Annotated in this window: 15 protein-coding genes; 8 read left to right on the top strand and 7 right to left on the bottom strand. The window is 65.3% G+C overall.

Features of this window, described 5'->3' with window-relative positions; all coding sequences use genetic code 11:
• Positions 1-3: 3 nt before the first annotated feature.
• The 3 genes from M8523_RS00805 to M8523_RS00795 all read right to left on the bottom strand — a co-directional run bounded on the left by M8523_RS00805 (position 4) and on the right by M8523_RS00795 (position 4,149).
• Positions 4-2,202 carry a GumC family protein gene (locus M8523_RS00805; RefSeq protein ID WP_282582919.1) on the bottom strand — a complete coding sequence of 733 codons (2,199 nt, stop codon included), beginning with the start codon at positions 2,200-2,202 and terminating at the stop codon, positions 4-6.
• A gap of 22 nt (positions 2,203-2,224) precedes the next feature.
• Positions 2,225-3,430: an outer membrane beta-barrel protein gene (locus tag M8523_RS00800; RefSeq protein ID WP_282582918.1), complete on the bottom strand. Its 1,206-nt coding sequence runs from the start codon at positions 3,428-3,430 to the stop codon at positions 2,225-2,227.
• A gap of 137 nt (positions 3,431-3,567) precedes the next feature.
• The gene (locus M8523_RS00795) at positions 3,568-4,149 is read right to left on the bottom strand and encodes a polysaccharide biosynthesis/export family protein (RefSeq protein WP_282582917.1); all 582 of its coding nucleotides are present in this window, start codon (positions 4,147-4,149) and stop codon (positions 3,568-3,570) included.
• 230 nt (positions 4,150-4,379) lie between these two features.
• Here M8523_RS00795 and M8523_RS00790 point away from each other — a divergent pair, with 230 nt between their 5' ends.
• The gene (locus tag M8523_RS00790) at positions 4,380-4,766 is read left to right on the top strand and encodes a RidA family protein (protein ID WP_282582916.1); all 387 of its coding nucleotides are present in this window, start codon (positions 4,380-4,382) and stop codon (positions 4,764-4,766) included.
• A gap of 2 nt (positions 4,767-4,768) precedes the next feature.
• Here M8523_RS00790 and M8523_RS00785 read toward each other — a convergent pair whose 3' ends face one another.
• Entirely contained in the window at positions 4,769-5,644 is an 876-nt protein-coding gene (locus M8523_RS00785; RefSeq protein WP_282582915.1) for a LysR family transcriptional regulator, read from the bottom strand.
• A gap of 101 nt (positions 5,645-5,745) precedes the next feature.
• On the opposite strand from M8523_RS00785, the gene M8523_RS00780 reads away from it, so the two are divergent.
• The 5 genes from M8523_RS00780 (at position 5,746) to M8523_RS00760 (ending at position 11,495) form a co-directional block, all read left to right on the top strand.
• Positions 5,746-5,964 carry a YjiS-like domain-containing protein gene (locus M8523_RS00780; RefSeq protein WP_282582914.1) on the top strand — a complete coding sequence of 73 codons (219 nt, stop codon included), beginning with the start codon at positions 5,746-5,748 and terminating at the stop codon, positions 5,962-5,964.
• Between the two features lie 81 nt (positions 5,965-6,045).
• Positions 6,046-8,379 carry a transglycosylase domain-containing protein gene (locus M8523_RS00775; protein ID WP_282582913.1) on the top strand — a complete coding sequence of 778 codons (2,334 nt, stop codon included), beginning with the start codon at positions 6,046-6,048 and terminating at the stop codon, positions 8,377-8,379.
• A gap of 128 nt (positions 8,380-8,507) precedes the next feature.
• Entirely contained in the window at positions 8,508-9,806 is a 1,299-nt protein-coding gene (locus M8523_RS00770; protein WP_282582912.1) for a hemolysin family protein, read from the top strand.
• 16 nt (positions 9,807-9,822) lie between these two features.
• Positions 9,823-10,617: a helix-turn-helix transcriptional regulator gene (locus M8523_RS00765; protein ID WP_282582911.1), complete on the top strand. Its 795-nt coding sequence runs from the start codon at positions 9,823-9,825 to the stop codon at positions 10,615-10,617.
• 71 nt (positions 10,618-10,688) lie between these two features.
• Complete coding sequence (locus M8523_RS00760) at positions 10,689-11,495, top strand: methyltransferase domain-containing protein (RefSeq protein ID WP_282582910.1); 807 nt, start codon at positions 10,689-10,691, stop codon at positions 11,493-11,495.
• A gap of 106 nt (positions 11,496-11,601) precedes the next feature.
• Here M8523_RS00760 and glcF read toward each other — a convergent pair whose 3' ends face one another.
• Genes glcF through M8523_RS00745 form a run of 3 tightly spaced genes read right to left on the bottom strand, consistent with a single transcriptional unit; the run spans position 11,602 to position 15,617 of the window.
• Positions 11,602-12,960: a glycolate oxidase subunit GlcF gene (glcF, locus tag M8523_RS00755; RefSeq protein WP_282582909.1), complete on the bottom strand. Its 1,359-nt coding sequence runs from the start codon at positions 12,958-12,960 to the stop codon at positions 11,602-11,604.
• A gap of 36 nt (positions 12,961-12,996) precedes the next feature.
• A complete protein-coding gene (glcE, locus tag M8523_RS00750) occupies positions 12,997-14,184 on the bottom strand; it encodes a glycolate oxidase subunit GlcE (protein WP_282582908.1) in 1,188 nt (395 codons plus the stop codon).
• The gene (locus tag M8523_RS00745) at positions 14,181-15,617 is read right to left on the bottom strand and encodes an FAD-linked oxidase C-terminal domain-containing protein (protein WP_282582907.1); all 1,437 of its coding nucleotides are present in this window, start codon (positions 15,615-15,617) and stop codon (positions 14,181-14,183) included. The genes glcE and M8523_RS00745 overlap by 4 nt, the downstream gene beginning before the upstream one ends.
• Positions 15,618-15,787: 170 nt before the next feature.
• Here M8523_RS00745 and M8523_RS00740 point away from each other — a divergent pair, with 170 nt between their 5' ends.
• Together M8523_RS00740 and M8523_RS00735 are read left to right on the top strand one after the other, a co-directional pair.
• Positions 15,788-17,200, top strand: coding sequence for an MFS transporter (locus M8523_RS00740; protein WP_282582906.1), 1,413 nt, complete (start codon positions 15,788-15,790; stop codon positions 17,198-17,200).
• Positions 17,201-17,269: 69 nt separating this feature from the next.
• Positions 17,270-17,776 carry a MarR family winged helix-turn-helix transcriptional regulator gene (locus M8523_RS00735; RefSeq protein WP_282582905.1) on the top strand — a complete coding sequence of 169 codons (507 nt, stop codon included), beginning with the start codon at positions 17,270-17,272 and terminating at the stop codon, positions 17,774-17,776.
• Positions 17,777-17,846: the final 70 nt, after the last annotated feature.

Raw genomic sequence — 17,846 nt, 5'->3', positions numbered from 1 at the left:
GCCTCACGCCTCCGCGTAATCGTGGGACTCGATGGTCCGGCGCCGCCCGTAATGCGGCGCCTTGCGCTCATCCACCTTGTTCAGCACCAGTCCGGCGATTTTCGTCCGACTGCCCAACCGTTGCAGGCTGCGGACCACGATCTCCTTGGCGGTCTCCCGCCAGCCGACCACGAAGACAATACGATCGCTGAGGCGGGACAGCACGGCCGCATCGACCACCGCTTCGAGCGGGGCCGCGTCGATTACAATGAGGTCGTAAATGCGACGCAGGTGGTCGAGATAAATCGCCATGCGCGGCGAACCGAACAGGTCCGGCGCACTTGCGGACTTCCGGCCCGCCGGCATGATGGCCAGGCTCGGGCCGAGTGGCACAGTGGTTTCCGCAGTTCCGACAAGGCCCGACAACATATCGACGAAACCGAGCCGGTTCTCGACACCGAAGTACCGCGACAGCGACGGCTGCCGCAGATCGGCGTCGAGGATCAGGACACGACGGCCGGCCAGCGTCGCCGAAAGCGCGAGGCCCAGCGCCAGGTTGGACTTGCCTTCGCCTGGCACCGAAGAGGTGACGAGCGTCACGCAGCCGCTTCGAGTGACCGGGAGGGCGGCAAGGCTCGCCCGCACGGCGAGGAGCCCCTCGGCATAGGGGCTGCGCGGACGCTGCACGAGGAAACGCGCCGGATCCAAAATCTTGCCATCAAGCGTTCTGTCACGCCGCGTGAGCCAGGGAATGCTCGCCAGCACCGGCAAGCCGGTCAGATGCTCAAGTTGATGCGCCGTAGGAAACCCCTGATCGAGCGCGTCGAGCGCCAGTCCAAGCGCGACGCCGAGGCCGAGGCCGAGCAAGCCGGCGCAGACCAGCACGATTTTGGTCTGAGGAAAGGCTGGGACCACCGGCTCGCTCGCCGGCGATACGATCCGAACGTCATGTTCCTCGAACCCGGCCTGCTGCTCGGCGCCCTTGGCACGGGCCAGATAGGTTTCAAAGACAGTCTGATCGACAAGCTTCACACGTTCGAGCTCACGCAATTGGCGTCCGAGATCGTTGTCGAGGCCAGCGGCGCCAGTCGTCACCGTCATGCCGGCCCGGAGCCCGTCTTCTCGCGATTTGGCGATCTCGTAGACGCCTTTCAGATTGCCGACGATGCGGGCCATCTCGCGTGCGATCGCCCGTTCGATTTCGCGCCGCTCGGCGCGAACGTCGACCAGGGTCGGATAGGAATCGCTGTAGCGAGCCGCGAGATCGGCCTCCTTGCGGGCCACTTCGGCCTGCTGCTGGCGCAATTGCCCGACGACAGTCGAGCGAACCACGTCGGGAATCATTTCCATGGCGCCGTGGGCCACCGTTCCCCGCGCCCCATCGTAGGCCGCCCAGGCCTGGGCGGTCTCGGCGCGCGACGCGGCCAACCGGCTGTTCAGCTCGGTCAATTGCTGTTCGTTCAGGGAAGACGGCCGGTCGGCCTCCCTGCCGCTGCTGGCGGTGGCGGTCAGGTCGTGATCCCGTCGGAAGCGGTCGAGGGCATCCTCCGAGCGCCGCAATTGCTCGCTCAGCGGCGCGAGCCGCTCGGCAAAGAAGGTCGCTTCGCGACGTCGGGCTTCCAACCGAGCGTCGCGCTGGTCTCGGACAAAGCCCTCGGCGACCGCATTGGCGAGCCGTGCAGCCTTGCCGGGATCTCGGGTCGTGACGCTGATCGAAACCACATAGGCCTTGCCGACCCGATCGACTTTAAGGGCGCGGAACAAGGCTCCCACCGCATGATGTTCGGGCGAGGCTGGAAGAGCGGCCTTATGGCCCAGCAGGGCGCCGAGATCGCGCCAAAGCCGGTTCGTCGCTTGATGCGCTCCGTTGAAGTCGGGATCGCTGGCGAGGTTCTCCAATTGGACGACCCGCAACAGCACGGCATTGCCCTTGATCAGGGCCACGGCGCTTTCGACATTCGCGGTATCGAGCGTGACGGTCGCCGCGACATCATCGGGACCGAAAGCCTTGTCGCGCCGTGGGTCGAGAAGCACCTCCGCGCTGGCGCAGAATCGCGCCGGCAACATCTGCAGAGCGAACACGGCGAAGATCACGACCACGAGCGTCGTTGCCCCGACTTGCAGCCAGCGTCGATGAAGGAAGGCCTGTATCTGGCGAAGGACCGGAACCGCATCATCGTTGCCGATGGAACGGCGGAGCGGGAGGCTGCTCGTGAGGCTCATGGGTGTGGCCGATCCCGAAGGGTCAATAGTGGTAGCGAGCCCCGAGCGTTGCGCTAGCGCGGTCATAGGAGGCGATGGTGAGCGTCGACTCGACATGCGTCAGCCGGAGGTCGGCCGTAAGATCGAGGTCGTGGCGCCACAGATAGGCGAGCGTCGCATCCACGCCGACAAGCTGATCGCGGCGGGTCGTTCCGAGGTAGGCCACCGCGACATGAAACAGCGCGGCTTCGCCCCACCATTGGCGCGAGGGCGTGAAACGGAGCCTGGCCGTCTCGGTCACGGCATCGATCGGCGTACCGAGCGGCTCACCCACTGTGCCGACCGCCGCCTGATCGAGACGTCGGTCGAGCGTGATCGACACGGTCCAGGCGGCGGTGGGCCACCAGGTGAGACGCCCACCGAACACCGGCTCGGTGACGTTGGTCGGACGGCGCGTAAATGTCTGGCGTTGCGCGCCGACGTAGAAGTCACCGCCGAGAAGTCCGATGCGGTCGACCCCGAGGCCGGCGACAAGCCGCGTGCCATGCGACCGATCGTCGACGGCATCGAGGGTGCGCCAGTTCGCAGCCGGCTCGGCGAAGGCGAAGAGTGCGGGCCCTAGAAAATAGCCTGCTCGGGCTTTGACTTCGACAGCGGTCTGGTCGCTGAGGCCGGGCGCCCCGTCGCGCGTCCGCACCGCGCCGCCGGCGAAGCTCGAATGAACCACGTCACCCGCCACTGAGGCGAACAGATGATTGAAGGTTTTCTGCACCGATGCCGCCAGGGTCGCGTCACGCCGCTGAAACGGCTGACCCTGCGACGAGCCTGTCACGGCTTCGCGGCTGTCCAGGCGATCGCGTGTCTGCGACAGGTCGCCTTGCAGGCGGACCATCAGGTCACGGCTGACCGCCCAGTCGTGCAGAATCCCGACCCGCCCGTCGAGCTGGTCGGCATCGGGACGCGCCGGGTAGAGCTGGGCGTCGGCCCAGCCATAGAAGGCCGTGGCATGCACGCCGCTCTCGCGCTCGACCACGACCGTCGGCGTGATCCTGGTGCCGAGCGTGGTGGCATGCGGCCCATGCGCCTGCGAGGGATTGCTGTCGACGAGTGCGCCGACGCCAAGCGACGGCCAAGCCAGAAACCCTCCCCAGGCGGCACCCGCCTGGCTATCGGCAGCGCGCCATCGTGGATGGGCGTCCGCCATGATCTTGGGAGACAGATACTCCGTCGCCTCTTGCGCAGACGGCATGGCACGTTCCTCCGTCCACCCAGGGTCCGGGCGGCCTAAGATGCAGATGACGACGAGCCACCGGGCGCTCATTCGGGCCTCTCCGGATGCGGCTCATAGCGGCGGAGTGACGTTGCGGGAGGGCCCGAACGCGCGGATCAGAACCAGCGTTCGGGGACGCGGATCAGATCGCCGGGTCTGACGATCACGTCTTGCGTCAGGTCATATTCGGCCGTGGTGGTTTCGCCGGCATGCTGGATCAGGACCGACGACGAACTGGCGCGGTAGGTCTGCCCACCCGCGACCGCAAGAGCCCGCCACAGATTGAGACCACTGCGATAGGGATATTCCCCCGGCTTCTCGACTTCCCCCAATACGTAGAAGGGATGCAGCGTCAGGATCGCAACCGTCACCTTCGGGTCTCGCAAGTATTTGCGCTGAAGAGCGGCAGTGATCTTGGTTTCAAGTTCTTGCGCGGTCTGACCACTAGCTTCGACGGAGCCCGCCAAAGGAACTTGGATCGTCCCCGACGCAGCCACATCGTAAGACCCGGTGATGGCGGTTTCCCCAAAGACAGTGACTTGAACGCGATCCCCCGGCCTCAGCATTGGCTCCGACGAGGATTGCTGCGCAACAGCATCTTTAAATGCTGTTGTATTGCCAGCATCGGCCGAGACACAACCCGCCAGCATAAATTGCAATACAAATAAGCTAAGTACTTCACGGAGGCAGATCGTCATAGATCACCCGCAGACAACGCATTACAAGAAGTATTGCGGCGCTCCACAGAAGAACTTTCCGCTACGTCACTAATTTATGAACAAAAAGTTAACCCACGCAACTTGAATCTTTGAATAGGCTGGCACTTTTTCGCGGTTCTCTAGGAGGGTACCCTATAGATTGTCGTCCCGGCTGCTCCAACGGATCTGTCGGGTCGCAGTCACGATGCTCCATCGCGGGTAGGTTTTCAATGACACGCCAGTTTGTCTCCTCCGGCTCGGTCTTCGAAGCCCAGATCGGCTATGCGCGAGCAGTGGTCGAGGGGGACTGGATCTTCGTGTCCGGCACGACGGGCTTCGACTATGCGACAGGTGCCATTTCGACGGACGTGGTCGAGCAGGCTCGGCAGACGATCGACAACATCGAGACCGCCCTGCGGCAGGCGGGCTTCGGGCTCATGGACATCGTGCGGGTCCGATACATTCTGCCTGAGCGCGCCGACTTCGAGCCGTGCTGGCCGGTGCTGCGGGAGCGGTTCGGGCCGGTTCAGCCCGCCGCCACAATGATCGTCGCCGGGTTGGCCGATCCGCGTATGAAAATCGAGATCGAGGTCACCGGCCGGCGTCGCTCCACCTGAGGTCAGGCGGCGGCCTGCCGCTGACGGCCTAGAAATCCTTGTCTCACGGTTTCCGCAAGCGCCTGGACGACCGGGCTCGTGCCGGTCGGTGGCAGGTGCAAGTTGACAGTGAAATTCGGAAGTGGCGGCAGGCCCGATCCGGACGATAGCACATCGAGGCCGGGTACGATCGTGCTGGCCAGGAGCGCCGTGACGGCGAGATCGGTCTGTACCGTCGCGCTGATCGCGAAAGTGCCGTCACTCTCGGCCACCGTGCGCCACGGCAAGCTGCTTTTTTTCAACGCCTCGAACAGCACCGGACGAAACGCACAGGTCTCGCAGCCGAGCGAAATGGGCAACGGTCGCCTGCGGAAGGCGTCGCCGCCCTTCGCGCCCACCCAGACCAGGCGGTCGGTCAAGATGCACTCGCCACGTGAGCGTCCGAAAGGCTCCTCGGCGATGACCAGATCGAGCCGATCGGCCGCGAGCGCTTCGATGAGATCGGGCGAGGTCATGCAGGTCAGGGTGATCTCGACCTTTGGATGGGCCGAAGCAAAAGCCTTCAGGATCGCCGGCATGTAATTCCCGACAAGATCGTAGGGAACGCCGAGGCGGACCTCGCCGTCGAAAGCCGCCGTTGTCATCTCGGCCCAGATCTCGTCGTTCATGCCGAGCAATCGCTTGGCTCTGGCGTAGAGCCGCTCGCCGTCGTTGGTCAGCGCCAGCCCCTTGCGGTCACGGTCGAACAGCGTGGTCCCGAAGGCCTCCTCCAGCCGCTTGATCTGCTGGCTGATGGCGGCTTGCGTGAGATGCAGCGCCTCGGCGGCGGCCGTCATGCTGGCCGTGTCGGCCACAGTGGTGAAGGCCCGGATCAGGGCCGTATCGATATTGCGAACCATGCCGCTCTCATAAAGGCGCGTTATGTCAGAGATAATGAACATTCGTTTTCATAATGCAAGGAGCCTCCTTATCTTCCGAACATCGAACGAGGAATTCTGTCATGTCCACTCTGTCTTTTCCCACAAGTGTCCGTCCGCGCACCGCGGGTGGTGCCTTCCATGTCATCGGGGCTCTCGCGGGAAGGCTCGCCCTTGCCTGGCGCCTCCGTAAGGCAAACCATTCCATGCATCTCCTGAGCGACGAGATGCTGCATGATATCGGCGTGTCGCGAAGCGAGATCGAAGAGGTCACGCGATTCGGCCGCGGAGCGCATCGCTGAGGCTCCCATAGAGTTCATCGGCCCTTAATCCGCCGCCATTAGCCTGAAGGTCGGTCCCGAGCGGTCGAAGGCCGGGGGAGCATGGACAAGGGCAGCGGGCATGAGGGGAGCAGGTCGGGGGATGGCGCACGCCGCGAACCCCGCATCTCCGTGCCGACGCGGTCGCCGGACGATGTGGCGATCTCCTCGGATGACAGGCTGCTTCCCGGCGACCGGCCGCGCCGAATCGCGAACGAGCGCCGGGAGCCGGGCTTTGACGCGGCGCCTTCCCTGGCGGATGTGGTCGGCCCGGTGACGCGCCGGGGCAATGGGCGCAAGCAGAAATCCGCGGCCGCGACGAGCGCACCACGCCGGCGCCGACGCTCGCTCGTGTCTCGCCTCGGCTACTGGGCCGTGGTGCTCGGCCTGTGGTGCGTGGCCGGCGTCGGAGGCCTCGTGGTCTACGAGGCCCGCGACCTGCCGCCGATCGATCAACTGTCGATACCCAAGCGCCCGCCGAATATCGCCATCATGGGCAGCACCGGCACCCTTCTGGCCAATCGCGGGGACACCGGCGGCGCGGCGGTTCTGCTGCGCGACTTGCCGCCTTACGTGCCGCAAGCCTTCATCGCGATCGAGGACCGGCGCTTCTATTCGCATTGGGGCATCGATCCGGTCGGCATCCTCCGCGCGATCGTCCGCAACGCATCGGGCGGCGCCGTTCAGGGCGGCTCGACGCTCACCCAGCAATTGGCCAAGAACCTGTTCCTCAACCAGGAGCGCACGCTTTCCCGCAAGGTGCAGGAAGCCATCCTGGCCCTGTGGCTGGAGCACCGGTACAGCAAGACCCAGATTCTCGAACTCTATCTCAACCGCGTCTACTTCGGCTCGGGCGCCTATGGGGTCGAGGCGGCGGCGCACCGTTACTACGGCAAGAACGCCAAAGACCTGACCTTGCCCGAGGCGGCCGTTCTGGCCGGGCTCATGAAGGCCCCGACGAAACTCGCGCCGAACCGCAATCCACAAGGGGCGACCGAGCGCGCCGCGCAGGTGATCGACGCCATGGCGGACGAAGGTTTCATCACGCGTGATGCCGCTCGCCAAGCTCTCGTCAAACCCGCCGTCGTGGCCCACGAAAAGGGCGATGGCTCGGTCAACTACGTGGCCGATTACGTGATGGACACGCTCGACGACACGGTCGGGGCCTTCGACACGGATATCGTGGTCACCACCACGGTCGATCCCGCGATGCAGGCGGCGGGCGAGCGCGCCCTGGCCGACGCACTCGACGCCAAGGGGGCAAAATTCGGCGTCAGCCAAGGCGCCCTCGTCGCCCTCGATCCGAGCGGGGCCATCAAGGTGCTGATCGGCGGACGCAATTATGCGGAGAGTCAATTCGACCGGGCGGTCGCGGCCAAACGTCAGCCGGGGTCGGCCTTCAAGCCCTTCGTGTATCTCACGGCCCTCGAACGCGGTCTCACACCCGACAGCGTCCGCGACGACGCGCCCGTCAACGTGAAGGGCTGGCAACCGGAGAATTACTCCCGCCAATATGCCGGGCCTGTCACACTGACGACGGGACTGGCGCAGTCGCTCAATACGGTGGCGGTTCGGTTGGGGGTCGAAGTCGGCCCGAAAGCCGTCATCGCCACAGCGCACCGCCTGGGCATCACGTCCGACCTGCAACCGAATGCCTCGATCGCGCTCGGGACCTCCGAAGTATCTCCACTGGAACTCGTGACCGCCTATGTGCCGTTCAGTAACGGCGGCATGGGCGTGCAGCCGCATATCATCATGAGCGTCAAACGCACGAGCGGGCAGCTTCTCTACCAGCGCAAGGGCACCGGCTACGGCCGCGTCATCGACAAAACGTCGGTCGCCATGATGAACGCCATGATGCGCGAGACCCTGCTGACCGGTACGGCCCGCAAGGCGGACCTGCCCGGCTGGCAGGCCGCCGGCAAGACCGGAACGAGCCAGGATTGGCGCGACGCGTGGTTCGTCGGCTACACGAGCGCTCTGACGGCTGGGATCTGGCTCGGGAACGACGATAGTTCCCCCACCAAGAAATCCTCCGGCGGAACCCTGCCGGTCGAGATCTGGAGCCGCTTCATGACGGCGGCGCTTCGCACGACCGCACCGTCGCCGCTGATTGGCGGTTTGTGGCGGCCGGCGCCCGCGGCAGAGGCCAGCACCGACCCATTGCTCGGCGCGGTCGCCAGCATGCTCAACGGGGGCGCATCGGCGCCAAAGCCGGCGCAGGCCGGAGCTCTTCTGCCGATCGTGCCGGCCGCTTCTCCGCCTCCTGCGCCGCCTCAAGCCACACGCCGACCCGACCCCGACGTCCTGCTGCCGCCCGAGCCCATCCCCGATCCGCGAGGGACCGCCAAGGCGGATAACCGCTCCCTGCTCGACAAGCTGTTTGGCGGCGGGTAAACACAAAGCCTGTCGGGCCGCACGAGGAGTGCAGGACCCGACTCGTTTGCGACGTTGGCGCGGTCCCCCTGTCCTGTCTCGGCCAGACGAGGGAAGCGCCCGTTGCGCGACGTGACAACCGGACCCACGTGCTCGAACTTTTCATCGCCCTTGTGCTGATCCTGCTCAACGGCGTTTTCGCGGTCTCGGAACTCGCCATCGTGTCGTCGCGCCGCGCCCGGCTCAGAGTGATGGCCGATGCTGGGCGTCGCGGCGCCCAGGCTGCGATGGTACTGCACGAGGAGCCCGGTCGATTCCTGTCCACGGTGCAGATCGGCATCACGCTGATCGGCATTCTGGCGGGCGCCTATTCGGGGGCGGGCCTTGGCGACATTCTGAGCCATTGGCTGGCAGATCGCGGCCTCTCCACCAATATTGCCAACCCGCTCGGCTATGGCCTCGTGGTGGTGATCATCACCTATCTGTCGGTCGTGATCGGCGAACTCGTGCCGAAACAGCTCGCCTTGCGCGAGCCGGAGCCGATCGCCTGCGCGGTCGCGCCGACCATGCGGGCCCTGGCCGGGATCACGGCGCCGGTCACCGTCATTCTGGACGTGTCGACACGCCTGATCTTCGCGGCTCTCGGTAAATCCTCGGCTCCGCCCTCGGCCGTGACCGAAGAGGAGCTCAAGACGCTCGTCACGGAAGCCGCGACTTCGGGCGTGATCGAAGGCGCGGAGCACCAGATGATCGCCGGCGTGCTGCGCCTCGGCGACCGTTCGGCCCGCGCCGTGATGACGCCGCGCACCGATGTCGAGTGGCTGGACGCGACGCTGAGCGACGAAGAGATCGTCAGAAGGTTGGTCGCGGCGCATCATTCGCGGTTGCCGGTGATGTCGGGCGTGATCGACGACGTCGTCGGCGTGGTGCAACTGCGCGAACTGCTGCCGGCGCTGCTCTCAGGCGAACCCTGGGCGCTCAAGGACTTCATCCGCGAGGTGCCAGTCATTCCGGACACCCTGCAGGCGCTCGACGTCCTGAACGTCCTGCGCACCGCGCCTGTCCCGATCGTGCTGGTGCATGACGAATACGGGCATTTCGAGGGGCTCGTGACACCCGCCGACCTGCTCGACGCCATCGCGGGCGCCTTCAAGGCCGATGAGGGCGAGAACGAGCCGGATGCGGTGAAGCGCGGCGACGGGTCCTGGCTCCTGGCCGGCTCCATGCCGGTCGACGAAATGGCCGAGCGCTTCCACATCACCCTCCCCGAGCGACGCACCTACCATACGGTTGCGGGCTTCGTGGTGGACCAGTTCGAACACCTGCCGGCGACAGGAGAATCGGTGGAAGCTTTCGGTTGGCTGTTCGAAGTCGTCGATCTCGACGGCCGGCGCATCGACAAGGTGCTGGCGCGGAAGCTGGCGGCGGACGAGGCGGCGCGGGGGTGATCGGGAAAACCGGCGCATGAGCGGTCGGATTCATCGCGTCGTGCAGCATAAATCGGTGTTGCGTGGGGTGGAGCCCATGACATTGCTGACCGATCACGTCTTTCCGAGGCACGCCCACGACGGATTCGGCATCGGCGTGATGGATTTCGGCGCCCAGCGATCCTGGAGCGGCATCGGCGCCGTACAGTCCGACGCCGGAGACATCATCACGGTGAACCCCGGCGAAATCCACGATGGACGTCCACTCCAGGGCCTTCCGCGTGGCTGGCGCATTCTCTACCTGGACCCCGGCGTCGTCCACCGCGAGATCGGCGACAAGACTGAAATCACCCGGCCGGCCTTATCTGATCCCGTGCTTTCCACACGGTTCGATCATGCATTCGCTCAGCTGATCGAGACGGTGCCCGATATGTTTTCGGTCGAGCAGGAGTTGATCCGATGCCTCGCGCATCTCATGGGGCGATACGGAAGTCGGCCGAGGCCGCCGCACGGTCCTTTGCCGGCCGTGACCAAAGCACGTCAGCGCATCGACGATGCACCCCAGCGGGTCACAACCCTCGCCGAGCTTGCGGCCCTCGAAGGTCTCAGCCGGTTCCAATTGGTGCGCGGTTTCACGCGCGACGTCGGGGTGACGCCGCATGCCTACCTCGTGCAGCGACGGGTGCGGCTGGCGCGCCGATATCTGGCCGAAGGTCTGGCGATCGTGGAGGTCGCGTTGCGGTGCGGGTTCGCCGACCAGAGCCACATGACGCGTGCCTTCGTTCGCCAGTTCGGGGTGACGCCGGGCCGCTATCGCGCCGCACTCGCCTGAGCCCTGCAATTTCGTTCAAGACCCGCGCCCGGCCTGCGCACAGTTTGGTGACAGGCAGGGAGGATCGAACGATGCGGCGCGAATATGTTCATGGCTATGATGCGGTCGAGCACCGGCGCCTTGAGGATCAGGCCGGGGCCTTGGAGGAGTGGCTGCACGCCGGGATCATCTTCCCATACGGCAGCGTCGTGCTCGAAGCGGGTTGTGGCATCGGAGCCCAGACGGTGCCGTTGGCCCGCAACAATCCTGGGGCGCAGATCGTCGCGGTTGAAATATCCCAGGCGTCCATGGCCCAGGCACGTCAACGCTTGGCTGCGGAAAAATTAACCAACGCACGCGTCGAGCAGGCCGATGTCATGGCGCTGCCATTCGCCGACGAAAGCTTCGACCATGCTTTCGTGTGCTTTCTGTTGGAGCACCTCTGCCAGCCGGCGGCAGCATTGAACGAAGTGAGGCGCGTCCTCAAACCTGGCGGCACGGTCACAGTGATCGAGGGCGATCACGGCTCGGCGCTCTTTCATCCAGACCATGCCGCGGCGCACGAGGCGATCGACTGTCAGGTGGAGTTACAGCGGCGCGCTGGTGGCGATGCCGGCATCGGACGCAGGCTCCGTCCCTTGATTGAGGCTGCAGGTTTCGACAATATTTGTGTGACCCCCTGCCCCGTCTATGTCGACGCGGATAGCCCACGGCTGGCGGAAGGTTTCATTCGAAGGACATTCGCGGCCATGATCGCGAGCATCCGCGAACCGGCAATCGCCGCAGATCTCATCACACCGGGCCGTTTCGACGAAGGGATCGCCGCGTTAGAGCGGACCGCGGAACCCGGTGGCACCTTCTGCTACACCTTCTTCAAAGCGACGGCTCGCAAAGGCTGATCAATCGTGTATCCCAAGGGCGTTGCTCTCCAGTTGATGCTATCCCCGCGACCGGACGTCCATCAAACTGTGATTTCGCACGCGACGACGGGCGTGAACCACATTGCTAATGCGCCGAAGCGCGCGACGCGCTGTTCGATCCCACGGTCTCGATGCCCTGCATTCCCTCCGGCTTCGGCCCGCCATACGCCCAATCCAGCAGCTCGACCGTGTGGACGATCGGGATGGTGGTGCCCTTGCCGATCTGCGTCATGCAACCGATGTTGCCGGCCGCGATGAGGTCGGGTTTCGTGCGCTCGATATTGGCGACCTTTCGGTCGCGCAGACGGCCGGCGATTTCGGGCTGGAGGATGTTGTAGGTGCCGGCCGAGCCGCAGCAGATATGGCCTTCCGGCACGTCTTTCACCGCAAAGCCCGCGGCTTTCAGCAGACGTTTGGGAAGGTCGGTGATCTTCTGGCCGTGCTGCATCGAGCAGGCTGAATGATACGCGACCGTCTGGCCTGTGGGGTTGCTCGCAGGTGGAAGCTCGAGGCCGCCGAGATATTCCGTCACATCCTGGGCCATCGCCGAGATCCGCTTCGCCTTGGCCGCATAGGCGGGGTCGTCGCGCAGCATGAAACCGTAGTCCTTGACGGTCGTGCCGCAGCCCGAGGCCGTGATCAGAATGGCGTCGAGCCCGGACCCATCCACCTCGCGCATCCAGGCATCGATGTTGCGGCGGGCGAAGTCCAAACCTGCGGCCTCCTGCCCCAAGTGGTGGACGAGGGCGCCGCAGCAGCCTTCGCCTTTGGGAAGCACCACCTCGATCCCTCGCCGGTTGAGAAGCCGGATCGCGGCCTCATTGATGGCGGGTTTCAAAACCGACTGGGCGCAACCGGTCAGCATGGCCACGCGGCCACGCTTGCCCTGCATCTGCAGAGGAAGAAGCTTCCGGCCCGGTTCCTGGCCTGAGCGCGGCGGGATGCCGGCTGGCGCGAGATCAAGCATGGCGGACAGGCGCGGCCCGACTGCAGGAAGGGTTGCCACAAGCGGCATCAAGGGCTTGGCGATCCGCGCCGCGAGCAGCGCCAACCGGAAGCGGTTGCGGTAGGGCAGCACCGCCGCGAGCAGCCGGCGCAAGGCCCGGTCGAATAGCGGACGCCGGTAGGTCTGTTCGATATAGGCGCGGGCGTGGTCGACGAGGTGCATGTAATGCACGCCGGACGGACACGTCGTCATGCAGGAGAGGCACGACAGGCAACGGTCGACGTGCTTCACGACCTCGGGCGTCGCGGGCTTGGCGCCTTCGAGCATGTCCTTGATGAGATAGATCCGGCCGCGCGGCGAATCGAGCTCATCACCCAGCAGCAGATAGGTCGGACAGGTCGCGGTGCAGAAGCCGCAATGGACGCAGGATCGCAGGATCTTCTCGGATTCCCGCGTATGCGGGTCGGCCAGCTGGGCAAGGGCAAAATTGGTCTGCATCGGGAGGCGGGAACCTTGAAACGGGGACGCGGCCGGTCAGGCTTCGGCGTACATGCGGCCAGGATTGAGGATCGCGTCGGGGTCGAAGCTCGCCTTGATACGGCGGGTCAGCGCCAGGAGAGCGGGCGCCAGCGGCTGGAACACAGGCGTCGCGGCCCGAAGACCATCCGGCGCCCGGAGCAGCGTCGCATGGCCACCGTCGGGGCCGAGCGCCTGCCGGATCGCGGCGGCGCCCGCATCGCCCGTCGCAGCCGTGGAGAGCCAGATCAACCCGCCGCCCCAATCGTAGAAATGCACGAAATCCAATTCGTTGCGCAGGCGATCCACAAGGCCGGGTCCGGACGTGGGCGGTGTCGACAGACGCCAGACCGCATGCTCGCGCGGCTCGGCCAGGAAGCGCGCATCGCGCACCTCGGTCCAGAGCTCCAGCGCGTCTGGCCCGGTGAGGCGAACGGGCATCCCGAACTCCGCCAGGAGGCTCTGGAGAGCGTTGCAGCGATAATCGACCGAGGGCGAAAAGCCCTCAAGTCGCACCAAGGTGCGGGCGCCGGCCCCGCCGGTGCCGGGCGGCAGATGCGCCGCGCCCGAAACTTCGAACGGAGATGTCAGCGCATCCGTGAGGAGCGCGACGCCGCGCCGATCATCGAGACCGCCATAGACGAGCGTCGCGGTGCTCTCGGGCTTCGGCAGAACCTTGAATGTCACCTCGGTCAGGAACCCGAGCGTGCCATGCGCGCCACATTGCAGCTTCACAAGATCGAGGCCCGTCACGTTTTTCATCACCCGGCCGCCGGATTTGACGGCCTCGCCGCGCCCGTTCACGAAGCGCACGCCGATCAGGTGATCGCGCGCGGCCCCAACCGCGACCCGTCGCGGCCCCGACCAGTTGCCGGCCACGATACCGCCGACCGTGGGTTCACCCGTGGTGCCGTAGAGCGGGCGCAGGTCGACGGGTTCGAAGGGAAGCACCTGGCCCGCCGCCGCGAGCTTGGCCTCGACCTCCACAAGCGGCGTCCCGGCCCTCGCGGAAATCACCAGCTCGGCCGGCTCGTGCAGCGTAATGCCGGTGAGACCACGCGACGTCATCACCTGCGCGGCATTGATCGGGCGCCCGAGCCCGGCCCGCGTGCCGCCGCCCTGAAACACCAGGGGCTTCCCTGCCCGGCGCGCCTCGGAGATGAAAGCGGCGGCTTCGGCTTCGGTGGTGGGACCGAGCGGGCTCACGCGGCGATCCGACCTTCAAGCGGGAACACCTTGGCGGGATTGAGCAGCCAAGCCGGGTCGAAGGCGGCGCGAAGACGCATCTGCTGGTCGAGGTCGACAGTATCGAACTGGAAGGTCATGAGGTCGCGCTTTTCCACACCCACGCCGTGCTCGCCCGTGAGGCAGCCGCCGACCTCGACACAGAGTTTCAGGATCTCGTTGCCGACCGTCTCGGCCTTTTCCTGCTCGACGGGATCGTTGATGTTGTAGAGCACGAGCGGATGCAGATTGCCGTCGCCGGCATGGAACACATTGGCGGCCCGCAACCCATGCTGGGCGCAGAGCTCGTCGATGCGCTTCAAGACCTCCGGCAGCCGGCCCGTCGGGATGGTCCCGTCCATGCAGATGTAGTCGGCGATGCGGCCCGTCGCCCCGAAGGCCGATTTGCGGCCCTTCCAGATCGCCGCGGTCTCCATCGCGGAGCGGCTTTCCTTCACGACCGAGACTCCATGCGTCTTGGCGATCTCGACGATGCGTCCGAGCTGCGCTTGGATCTCCGCCTCACAGCCCTCGACTTCGATGATCAGCATCGCCTCGACGTCGAGCGGGTAGCCGGCATGCGCGAAGGCCTCGCAGATCTCGATCGCGAGCTTGTCCATGTATTCGATGGCCACCGGGATAAGCCCCGCCCCGATGATGGCCGCCACGGTGGCGCCAGCCGACTCGACGCTCGGGAAGCCGAACAGCACAGGCGTCGCCCCCTCGGCCATACGCAGAATGCGCACCGTCGCCTCGGTGACCACGCCGAGCTGTCCCTCGGAGCCGACCACGATGCCAAGCAGGTCGAGCCCGCCTGAATCGAGATGCGCGCCCCCGAGATCCACGACCGTGCCGTCGATCATCACCATGCGCACACCGAGCACGTTGTTGGTGGTCACTCCGTATTTGAGGCAATGCGCGCCGCCCGAATTCATCGCGATATTGCCCGCGATGGTGCAGGCGAGCTGCGACGACGGATCGGGAGCATAGAAGAAATTCTCGGCCGAGACGGCACCCGTGATGGCCAGATTGGTGACGCCGGCCTGAACGCGCGCGATGCGGTTGCCATAGTCCACTTCGAGAATGCGGTTCATCTTCGCGATGCCGAGCACGATCGCGTCTTCCTGCGGGATCGCGCCACCGCAAAGCGAGGTTCCAGCCCCGCGCGGCACGACCTTCACGCCGTTCTCATGGCAAAAGCGCAGGATCGCGGAGACTTCCTCGGTGTTGCGCGGCAGCGCGACCGCCAGCGGCATGCGACGATAGGCCGTCAGCCCGTCGGTCTCGAAGGCACGGCGTTCGTCTTCCGAGGTCACGAGGCATTCGGGCGGCACCAGTTCGGCTAGGCCACGCAGAATGGCGTCACGACGCACGAGGATCGACGCCTCAGGCAGCGGAAACGCGATGGCGCTCATAAGATGACCTCCGACCCATTTTTGAACCTGCCTTCGTGGCGTGCAGGTCTCGTTCCCCCGGTCACCCAAGGTCGCTCGATAACCCCTTGTAGCGCCAAACCCGGACCGGGTGAAAGACGCGATTGGACTTGTGCCGATGCGGGCCCACGTGTTCAAGCGACGCATCCGTCATGCAGCAGACCGCTCCCATGTCTTCCGTCCGCAGCCCGAACATCCTCGCCTTGCTGGTCGCAGGCGCCTTCTTCATGGAATTTCTCGACGGTACCGTCATCGCGACCGCGATTCCCCAGATGGCCGTGACGTTTCACGTACGGCCCGTGGATCTCGGCGTCGGGATGTCGGCCTATCTGCTGACGGTCGCGGTGCTGTTGCCCCTGAGCGGCTGGGTGGCTGAGCGGTTCGGCATTCGGCTCGTCTTCTCGGCCGCCCTGGCGAGCTTCACGGCGGCCTCGCTGCTTTGCGCGGTCAGCAACGACCTCACGTTCTTCGTGGGCGCCAGGATCTTGCAGGGTGCGGCGGGCGCCATGATGGTTCCGGTCGGCCGGCTGGCGGTGCTGCGCGCCACGGCCAAGAAGGATCTGATGCGCGCCATCGCGACCCTGACCTGGCCGGCGCTGGCCGCGCCCATCATCGCGCCGCCGCTCGGCGGCTTCGCCACCACCTATCTCAGCTGGCGCTGGGTGTTTCTGATCAACATCCCATTCGGGATCATCGGCTTGGTGTTGGCCGTGTGGCACCTGCCGACCGGAAGGCAGGAGACCGCGCCGCCTCTCGACTGGGCGGGTTTTGTCCTGACCGGCCTCGCGTGCCTGGGTCTAATGACTGGCGTCGAACTGCTGGGATCGGCCCAGGTCGATTGGTGGCTGACGGCCGGCTGTTTCGCGGGTGGCATCGTGTCAGGTGTCCTTGCGGTGCGCACCATGCGCCAACGCACCAATCCGCTTCTCAATTTCTCGGTGCTGCGGGTGCGCAGCTTCTCGGCCAGCGTCGTCGGAGGCTCGCTGTTTCGGATCGTCATCAGCACGGTGCCGTTTCTTCTGCCGCTCCTGTTCCAGGTCGGATTCGGCTACGACGCGTTCACGTCCGGGTTGCTGTTGCTGCCCTTGTTCATCGGCAATCTGGTCATCAAGCCGCTGACAAGCCGCATCCTGCGGCGCTGGGGCTTTCGAACCGTGCTGATCTGCAATGGCCTGTTGGCGGCAGGCACCATCGCGGCCTGCGCCATCATCACGTTCGGGACGCCGCTCCCTGTTACGATCGCGATCCTCTTCGTCAGCGGGGTGGCCCGGTCGATGCAGTTGACGGCGATCAACACCATCGCGTTCGCCGAGGTTCCGGATGCGGGCATGAGCAACGCCAATACGTTGTTCAACACCGTGCAGCAGATTTCGCTTGGTCTTGGCGTGGTGATCGGGGTGCTGGCGCTGCGCGTCGGCCAGATCCTGCTGCCGTCGGGCTCCCCGGTCGCGACGCCGGGGCAGTTCCGGGTGGCCTTCCTGCTCATCGGGTGCATGGCGATCGGCGCGACCGTCGATGCTTTCGGTTTGACACGCCTGACAGGATTGCACGTCAGCAGAGGTTGACCAAACAGCGATCCTTCAGCTGAAAAATAATATATTGCGAGCAATCTAATTGCGCGCTATCTGTCTTGCATGATCCGTGAACAGAAGCTGACGCCAACCGATGAGGCTGCTCCCTTGCAGCGCTTGGAAAGCCAATTGTGCTTCGCGCTCTATTCGGTGACCCATGCGCTCGGCCGCACCTATGCGCCGTTGCTCGAGGCGCTCAACCTCACCTATTCACAATACCTCGTGATGCTTGTCCTCTGGGAGGGAGACGACCTCACGGTGAAAACAATTGGCATGCGCCTGTTTCTCGACTCCGGCACGCTGACGCCTTTGCTGAAGCGGTTGGAACATGCCGGCCTAATCGTGCGTCGCCGCAACCCGGTCGACGAGCGGGAGTTGCGCATCTGCCTCACGCCTGAGGGCGATCGGCTGCGCGAACGGGCGCGGCACCTGCCCAAGACACTGGCCTGTTCCATGGGACGACCGGAGCACGAACTTGCGGCCTTGAGGGATGACCTTCTGCGCCTGCGCTCCACTTTGATGGGAGCCCTCGACGGCCACCGAACCGACGTCTCGTCCGAGGCGCCGTAAACCTGTTCGTCCGACCAGGATGAACGCGCTATCCGCGCCTTCTGCTCGCGAAGCCGAAGGGCGACCAACA

The sequence above is a fragment of the Lichenifustis flavocetrariae genome (assembly GCF_026130545.1).
Lineage (GTDB): Bacteria > Pseudomonadota > Alphaproteobacteria > Rhizobiales > Beijerinckiaceae > Lichenihabitans > Lichenihabitans flavocetrariae.
Note: the sequence above shows the minus strand (reverse complement) of the source record. Positions and strands in the feature narration are given on the sequence as shown.